General features: G+C 25.9%; 11 protein-coding genes and 1 pseudogene. 7 read left to right on the forward strand and 5 right to left on the reverse strand.

Annotated features, from left to right (window positions below):
- The first annotated feature begins 171 nt into the window (after positions 1–171).
- The 4 genes from Q3287_RS18225 to Q3287_RS18240 all read left to right on the forward strand — a co-directional run bounded on the left by Q3287_RS18225 (position 172) and on the right by Q3287_RS18240 (position 2,536).
- Positions 172–759, forward strand: a complete 588-nt coding sequence (locus tag Q3287_RS18225) for a TetR/AcrR family transcriptional regulator (protein WP_054270498.1) — start codon at positions 172–174, stop codon at positions 757–759.
- A 31-nt stretch (positions 760–790) separates the two neighbouring features.
- Positions 791–1,582, forward strand: coding sequence for a class I SAM-dependent methyltransferase (locus Q3287_RS18230; protein WP_407964597.1), 792 nt, complete (start codon positions 791–793; stop codon positions 1,580–1,582).
- A gap of 165 nt (positions 1,583–1,747) precedes the next feature.
- Positions 1,748–2,023, forward strand: coding sequence for a heavy metal-binding domain-containing protein (locus Q3287_RS18235; protein ID WP_021384859.1), 276 nt, complete (start codon positions 1,748–1,750; stop codon positions 2,021–2,023).
- Positions 2,024–2,308: 285 nt separating this feature from the next.
- Positions 2,309–2,536 carry a hypothetical protein gene (locus Q3287_RS18240; RefSeq protein ID WP_407964598.1) on the forward strand — a complete coding sequence of 76 codons (228 nt, stop codon included), beginning with the start codon at positions 2,309–2,311 and terminating at the stop codon, positions 2,534–2,536.
- 110 nt (positions 2,537–2,646) lie between these two features.
- Here the strand turns inward: Q3287_RS18240 and Q3287_RS18245 are convergent, their stop codons facing one another.
- Positions 2,647–2,964 carry a hypothetical protein gene (locus Q3287_RS18245; protein WP_074178221.1) on the reverse strand — a complete coding sequence of 106 codons (318 nt, stop codon included), beginning with the start codon at positions 2,962–2,964 and terminating at the stop codon, positions 2,647–2,649.
- A gap of 366 nt (positions 2,965–3,330) precedes the next feature.
- Between Q3287_RS18245 and Q3287_RS18250 the strand changes: the two are divergent.
- Positions 3,331–3,831: pseudogene (locus Q3287_RS18250) on the forward strand (hypothetical protein).
- Positions 3,832–3,879: 48 nt separating this feature from the next.
- On the opposite strand, the gene Q3287_RS18255 reads toward Q3287_RS18250, so the two are convergent.
- Positions 3,880–4,095 (reverse strand): helix-turn-helix transcriptional regulator, encoded by a 216-nt coding sequence (locus tag Q3287_RS18255; protein WP_054270493.1) that lies wholly within the window; start codon positions 4,093–4,095, stop codon positions 3,880–3,882.
- A gap of 10 nt (positions 4,096–4,105) precedes the next feature.
- The gene (locus Q3287_RS18260; RefSeq protein ID WP_219673937.1) at positions 4,106–4,573 is read right to left on the reverse strand and encodes a DUF2975 domain-containing protein; all 468 of its coding nucleotides are present in this window, start codon (positions 4,571–4,573) and stop codon (positions 4,106–4,108) included.
- Positions 4,574–4,716: 143 nt separating this feature from the next.
- Between Q3287_RS18260 and Q3287_RS18265 the strand changes: the two genes are divergently transcribed.
- Positions 4,717–5,205: a DUF2975 domain-containing protein gene (locus tag Q3287_RS18265; protein WP_407964599.1), complete on the forward strand. Its 489-nt coding sequence runs from the start codon at positions 4,717–4,719 to the stop codon at positions 5,203–5,205.
- 380 nt (positions 5,206–5,585) lie between these two features.
- Here Q3287_RS18265 and Q3287_RS18270 read toward each other — a convergent pair whose 3' ends face one another.
- On the reverse strand, positions 5,586–6,218 hold the full coding sequence (locus tag Q3287_RS18270) for an alpha/beta hydrolase (protein ID WP_236730080.1): 633 nt from the start codon (positions 6,216–6,218) through the stop codon (positions 5,586–5,588).
- A 325-nt stretch (positions 6,219–6,543) separates the two neighbouring features.
- Between Q3287_RS18270 and Q3287_RS18275 the strand changes: the two genes are divergently transcribed.
- On the forward strand, positions 6,544–7,101 hold the full coding sequence (locus tag Q3287_RS18275; protein ID WP_054276851.1) for a TetR/AcrR family transcriptional regulator: 558 nt from the start codon (positions 6,544–6,546) through the stop codon (positions 7,099–7,101).
- 299 nt (positions 7,102–7,400) lie between these two features.
- On the opposite strand, the gene Q3287_RS18280 is transcribed toward Q3287_RS18275, so the two are convergent.
- Positions 7,401–7,877: a GNAT family N-acetyltransferase gene (locus Q3287_RS18280; protein ID WP_407964600.1), complete on the reverse strand. Its 477-nt coding sequence runs from the start codon at positions 7,875–7,877 to the stop codon at positions 7,401–7,403.
- Positions 7,878–7,973 lie beyond the last annotated feature (96 nt).

The following is a 7,973-nucleotide window of genomic DNA, read 5'->3' on the forward strand; positions in this document are numbered from 1 at the left end:
TTAGAAGTTTCATAGAAATTAGTCTAGACTATAATAAGTGGAACATTTTAAGTTACAGAAAAAGTAAGAATGTAAAAAATTAAAAACTCTCCCTTGACATAGTTGATTTGATATGTAACAATAGTTATACAACGTTAGTAATTTGAAAATCTAATAAGGAAGTGAAATTTAATGCCACCTAAAGCAAAAATAACAAAAAAAATGATTTTGAATATTGTATTGGAAATTACAAGGGAAACAGGATTTGAGACTGTAAATGCAAGGAGTATAGCAAACAAACTACAATGTTCTACTAGACCGATTTTTACTTGCTATGAAAATATGGATGAATTAAAAAACGAATTTCTTGCTTTTGCATATGAATACTACAAGCAGTATGTCACTAATTACAGTAATTCTGTAAATGTTAGCCCTTATTTAATTCTTCCTCTTTCATATATTGAATTTGCTCAAGAAGAAATACATTTATTTAAGTTATTATTTATAAATGATATGGATTTGAATATGACAGAGGCAAAGGATTTTTACAATGAGATTGACAATGAAAAAAGGGCAAGAGATTTTTCAGAAATCATTGGAATAGAATTAGAACGTGCAAAAGTAATATTCTTGGATTTATTCCTTTATACACATGGTATAGCAGTCTTAGTGGCAACGAAAAAATTAACATTAGATAGAAATAGTGCTGAAAAAATGGTAAGAAAGATATTGTCAGCTTTTATAATACAAGAAAAACCAGATTGGAATTTATCTATTTGATGTTTAATAATTAATAGAGAAGGAGTATAATATGAAAACAAACAAATATTTAATTGATTTTTATAATAATTATGATGAAGATAGTAGACTGAGATTAAAGCATGGATTAATTGAGTTTTTTACAACTATGCGTTATATTGGGAAATATATAAAACCTAACGACCATGTTCTTGAAGTTGGGGCTGGAACTGGACGATATTCTCATACGTTGGCACGTCAAGGATATACAGTTGATGCAGTGGAGTTAGTAGAGCATAATATAGAGATTTTCAATCAAAATACACAATCTGATGAAGATATAACCATCACTCAAGGTAATGCCAAGGACTTATCTATTTTTCCTGACAATAAATATGATATGACGTTGCTATTAGGTCCACTATACCATCTTTATAGCATAGAAGATAAACAACAAGCTCTTCGTGAAGCAATTCGTGTAACAAAACAAGGAGGAGTGATTTTCGCTGCATATGTCATATCTGATGGATGTCTTCTTGATGAAGGGTTTAAACGCAGTAATATTAATGTTGCTGAATATGTTGAAAAAGGATTAATCGATTCTCTGACATTTGACACCAAATCCGAGTCAAAGGATTTATTTGAACTTGTACGTAAAGAAGATATTGATAATTTAATGTCCATATTTCCTGTAACCCGATTGCATTATGTAGCATCAGATGGATGTGCATTATTTATGCGTGAAGCAGTAGATGCAATGGACAATGACACATTTGAATTATATTTGAAATATCATTTTGCTACTTGTGAACGTGAAGATTTATTGGGGGTTACAAGTCATGCGATTGATATATTCAAAAAATAAGTATATGGATTTAAATTTAGAGATATTTTATAAATTGATGGTTGTTATTTATGAACTTATACCAACTAATGTAGTTTTGAAAGTATTATAAAAGTATAATTGTTTTTGTTGAAATACTACATAATTTAGACTACTATTAAAGAAAAGGTATTGGAGGATATAGATATGATTATAAGTACTGGAGATATTAAAGAAGAATATGGGGTTATAGATGCTATATTTGCAATAGACTCTCATAAGGAAGGAATTTTTAGAGGTGCAGACCCAAACTCAGCATTTAAAGGAGTAAAAGAACAATTAAAGAAAAAATGTGAACAATTAGGTGGAAATGCTGTAATTAATTGCCAATTTGAATATCGTATTGCTGTGGCAGATGGATTTGCAAGCAAAAAACAAGTTGTTGAAATATTTGCGTATGGAACAGCTGTAAAAACTTTATAATGAAATATAGATTAATTCAAAGGGTCACTTTAATCGATGGTCTATTTTATATATTATGGTAATATATAAAATAATTACTATGTAGTAAAGCATAAAGACATATTTACAAAATTAATAGCAGAAGGAGCATTAAATAAAAATATAAATGATAATGTATAAGTAAAAAATATGCTTAAAGGCACTATAATGTACAGTGGTGATTATAAGTATACATATTAGGATTTATATTATAAAAATGACAAAAGAGAATAATTTAGTAGTTGGTTTATCGAGTGATTTACTGGTTTGACAGTACCAGCAAGAATAATAGGTAAGATTACATTTTTAACTAAAAAAGGGAACACTATAACAACGGGAAAAAAATTAACATTAAAAAAATATGAAAGTTTTACTTTAGAGCCAGAGTTAGGTAAGCAAATATTTGTACTTCAAGGTTCTTATTCAGTGCATAAATTTAAACTAGAATATAGCAAAAGATATTTAGATTGTTTAGGAGTCGCTTGCATGAAATAGTTATATGGGAGAAATTTTGAAAATTAAATTAGAAGTTTTTATTTAATATATATGATTAGAAGGTATCAGCTAGAGTTAGTTGTTACCTTCTTTTTTAATAAATTCAAAGTTTATAGAACGATATATCTTTTTCTAATTAAATAATACAATACGGCTGTTATAATTGCTACTACTATTATTACTATTATTGTACTCTCTGATTTTTTTATGAATAAACCCATTGTTATATATTCAAAGCTTATTAAATAGCTATAAAATATATCTAGTTTAACAGTTTTTTTTCTATCTATATTCCCATATTTTAATTCTAATTTATTGAAATATCTTTCACTACAAAAATTAGTTTTCCGTTTAATTAAATACCTTATTGTAGTCCCTATTATAATACCTATTCCAATAAGTATAAGATTGATATTATTAAAACTCATAGTAGGTACCTCCTTTAAAATTTAATAAAATAGAGCTGAGTTAAATTTTATTTTTTTTAGTAAATAAATGTGCCAAAAAATAAAATATACAAGCACCTGTTAGCATCCCAACTATAGTGTAAATTTCTATTTTCTTTTTAAATAATCACCAACTCATATAAGATTTGTTTTTCTTAATTAAAGTATAGCAGTAGTATATAGATAAAAAGAGTCTAAAATATTACAAATATATACAGTAAAAATTAATAATGACATAAAACATATAAAAAATTAATTGAAAAGATGACATACAATAAACGTAATATAACTTGATAGATATCCGTTGGCTTTGGGCATAATGCTACATTAAGTAATGTACCTGCAATAATAAATGCAGTTAAATCTAGAAAGATAAGACATTTTTTCCTGATTGGAGGATGTGATGGTGCAAGACATGGTAGAAATTATTATACAGAATTCGCTAAACAAGTACCAGAAGATTGTATAATTCTAACTCTTGCATATGGGAAATATAGATTTAATAAGTTGAATTTTGGGGAAGTAGCAGGATTACCTAGACTGTTAGATATTAGTCAATGTAATGATGTTTACTCGTAAGTGAGAATAGCCTTAGCTTTAGCTGATGCATTTAACACAGATGTGAATAGCCTTCCTCTTTCAATAATATTGTCATGGTATGAACAAAAAGCAGTAGCAGATTTGCTGGCATTATTATCATTAGATATAAAAAATATATATTTAGGACCAAGTTTACCAGCATTTATAAGTCCAAATGTACTACAGTATTTAGTTGACACATTTAATTTAATACCTATTAGTACTCCTGAAAAGGACTTGGCAACATGCTTAAATATCCCAGCAAAGTAATAAAAATTTTAGATTATAATCAAAAAAGAGTGTTTTAAACACTCTTTTTTAATCATCTTCATCTTCTACATATTCAAGTATATCTCCTGGCTGACATTCTAAAGCTTTACAAATTTCATTTAAAGTAGTGAATCTAATGGCTTTTGCTTTTCCAGTTTTTAATATTGATAAATTAGCATTTGTAATATCTATTTTTTCAGCCAAATCTTTAAGTGATATTTTTCTTTTTGCCATCATTACATCTAGATTAACTATAATTGCCATAACATCACCTCTATATCGTCAAGTCATTATCTTCTTTTATTTTTATAGCTTTATCAAATGTTTCAGCAATTACAAAACACATTAGTGCAAATATAAAAGAAATAATCATAAGTGGTGAAATACCACCATTGTCACTTCCAAAAATTATTAGATTGTTTGTATTCAAACTGTAACCATTGATACATTCAATCATGGTATTGACTAACAAGCAATATCCCATTATTTTAAATCTCTTTACATTTTCAAGTATAAAAGGTGAGTATTTAGTGCTATTAATTATAAATATTAAGAATAAAATGACTATAAAGTAGTCAGAAAAATATAGTATTCTTGCAATTAAAGTAATTAATTTATCAGAACTAAAATCATACAAAAACATAGGTATCATACACAAAAATGTTATACCAGCAACTCCCAAAATTGATAATATAAAATATAGAAAGATTGATAAAATGTTACTAAAAAATTTTGTAATCATAAAAAATATTCTCTCCTTAACATAGACTATATTATTGATTATAATATATAATTTATTGTTTTTCAATAATAAATTATTGACATAACATATAAAACTATTATAATATATATTAAAAATAAGAATGTATAAGGTGGTAAGTTTATATGAAAAAGAATTTAAGTTCTAAAATATTAAATAATATTGTATTGGTCGGAATAATTTTGACTTTATTATCACTTATTTTAGTGCCATTAGTATTGACTACATATTTTAAAAGTGGTGTGGGTATTACAGATACGAACATGCCAACTGTGATATCAGTAGCTATATATATATGTGCTATTCCATATATTGTGTCATTGTTTATATTAAAAAAATTATGCAAATTATTAGCAATCAATAAACCATTTTCAAAAGAAATACCTAAAGACTTAAAAAAAATATCTGTATGTGCATTTAGTGAGATTTTTATATTTAATTTTGTAGTGATAATATTATATTATTTTTATGATGTATATTTATATGCAATTACTATAATACCTTCAGTTACAGTGTCATTTGTTTCATTATCTATAGGGTTTTTGACTTTAGTTTTATCAATTTTATTTAAGAAGATTATTGAAATAAAAGAAGAAAATGATAAAACTATATAGTAGACTTAAAATTTGAGTGATAATATTTTATTATTATTTTTTTATAATTAATTTTATTAGATTTATTTAATATCATAACCTTAATGTCACAATAAATATGCATATATTAATAATAGATAAAAGATTGAGTTTTGTACATAAATACAGTTTATTGATAACAACAAGTAAAAACTGTACACTGTATAGAAGAGAGAGGGAAAGATAATATTTATCTCTCTTCTCTCTATGTCAATTAATTATTAGTGCTTGTTTAAGATTTTGTATACTTTTAAAGTTTTTAAATAACAATTAATTTATTGTCTATTTAATTACCTTAAATAACACCAAAATTAATTAAAGGCTTATAGACAATGTAATCATGAAAATAATATTGTTATTTTTTATTTAAATGAGGCATTTATCCATTCATCTAATGCGTTTAGTTCTTCTGGCGTGTTAAACCAATGTTTGCTATTTTCAAGAATAGTTAGACTACAACCAAATTTTTGTACGAATTTTTCTACCACACTGATTTCAGTAAGTTCATCATATCTGCCATATAATATTTTTGTTGGTACATTCCATTTAGTAATAGGATGTTTTTTTGCATATAATAGATATTCCCAAGAAAGAGTATGCCCAAATGAAGTTGGAATAACTAGTTCATGTTTAAGTTGTTCTTCTGATACATTTGCCCAAAGCATCATATTTGAAATGAGCTGTTGCATATCAAGAATTGGAGAAACAAAAATACATTCTTTTAATGTATCTCTTTCAAAGCTCAACATACTATACCATGCTCCAATACTATTTGCATATAAAGAAATTTGATTCCAATGACATTTTACATATTCCATAATGGTTGATAACTCTGGGACAACATGCCAGGGGTCAAATGAATTATTTTCTTTTTTACGCTCTCCATGTTCAGGTAAATCTATACTTAAAACCTGATATCCATGATAAACAGCGATATTGGCAAAAGCTTCAGCCTCCTCTTTATAACCTGATTGTCCATGTATGTAAATATACAATTGATTTGAAGGATTTCCCCAAAGAATTGAAGGAATCCCATGAATTTTAAAATATTTTTTTTGCATAAAAGTCTCCTCTCAGTTTGACATAGTAGTTATTTCTATAATTAAGCAAATTATAAAATAATATTGCAATGAAACAAATTAGTATAATACTAATTATATTAGCTTAAAAACTAATGCAATTAGTATTATATTGAATTGAAATCAAATTGTCAATACTTTATAACAGTATAAAATATTTTCTAAGTTTCAATTATTGACGTAACTAATTAGATTAGTTAAACTAATAAGGTAATTAATTTAAAATGAAAGAAGGAGAATTATGCGTGTTAGTAGAGAAATAGTTATACAAACTGCATCAGATATAGCTGATAAAGATGGTCTTAATAAGGTTTCTTTAAAAGTTGTTGCAGCAAAGCTAGGTATACGTACACCATCTTTATACAATCATATAGAAAGTTTAGATGACTTGCTACTTGAAGTGGCACATAATGGAATGCGAAAAATGAATAATCAGATGGAAAAGGTTGCTATTGGTAATTCTGGAGACACAGCTATAAAATGTATAAGTATAGAATATTTTAATTTTGTAATTTCTCATCCTGGTGTCTATGAAACAATACAATGGGCTACTTGGCATGGAAATAATGAAACATTAGAGGTATTTGGTGAATATAAAACCTTATTAGAAAAACTTATTATTTCTTGTAATTTAGAAATAAAAAACACAGATGAAGTGTTAAATTTGATAATGAGTGTACTGCATGGTTATTCGACTTTACAACTTGGAAAAGCACTTGTAAGTCAAGAAGAAGCTATAAAAGGTCTAGCTGATTCCATTGATACTGTTCTATTAGGTATTCATAAAAAGTATGATTAGTAGGAAACTATTAGGGCTGTATTTTAATACAATAGATGATTGATATTATATATCTAGTGGGTAAATTGTAAAAATACAATAATAAAAAATATATCTTGTTTATATAAAGCTAATAGTTTAATAATTAATTTGATTGATACATTAACAAAAAAGATATAAAAAAATAAATCAAAGTTCCAGATTAGTAAGATTCTTAAAGTATGTTATCAAAAATAAAAAAGGTATCATTACTTTTAAGCATTAATAAAAAGCAAAGCTACTATAAAATATTTAAGAGACTTTGCTTTTTATTTAAGTTATTATATTGTCAATTTCATAGGTGTAAAACGTATACCATCAACAGTTTGCTCAATATCAACATCTTTAAATCCTAATTTGTGGTAAACTTCAACTGCATAAGGTGATGAATTTACAGTGATTTCTGTTAGATTGGTTTTGTTATTAGTACAATATTCTATACCTGTATTCATTAATTTTCTTGCAATACCACGTTTATGATAATTTTTATCTACAAATAGCATACATATATGATTTAAATCTCTAATAGATAAGACTCCTATTAATTTTTTACAATCAAAACAACCCCAAAAGAAGAGTGTTTTTTCTTGGACTTTTTCAATAATAGAGTTATATTCTATAAATTCATGAAATGATTTGATTCCATCATCACAATAATCTGGAGATTCAAATTCTTCAAATACATTCCATATTAAATCTAATGCATTTATAATGTCCTGTTCTTTTAATGCTCTTATTAAATATTCTTTACTTATCACAAGCAACACCTCTATTATTAAAAAAATTTTATTATAAGTATATATCTTAAATATATTTAAGTCAATACGATTTATTTTATAAATTTAGAATATTAT

It is taken from the genome of Clostridioides sp. GD02404 (assembly GCF_045898275.1).
Lineage (GTDB): Bacteria > Bacillota > Clostridia > Peptostreptococcales > Peptostreptococcaceae > Clostridioides > Clostridioides difficile_A.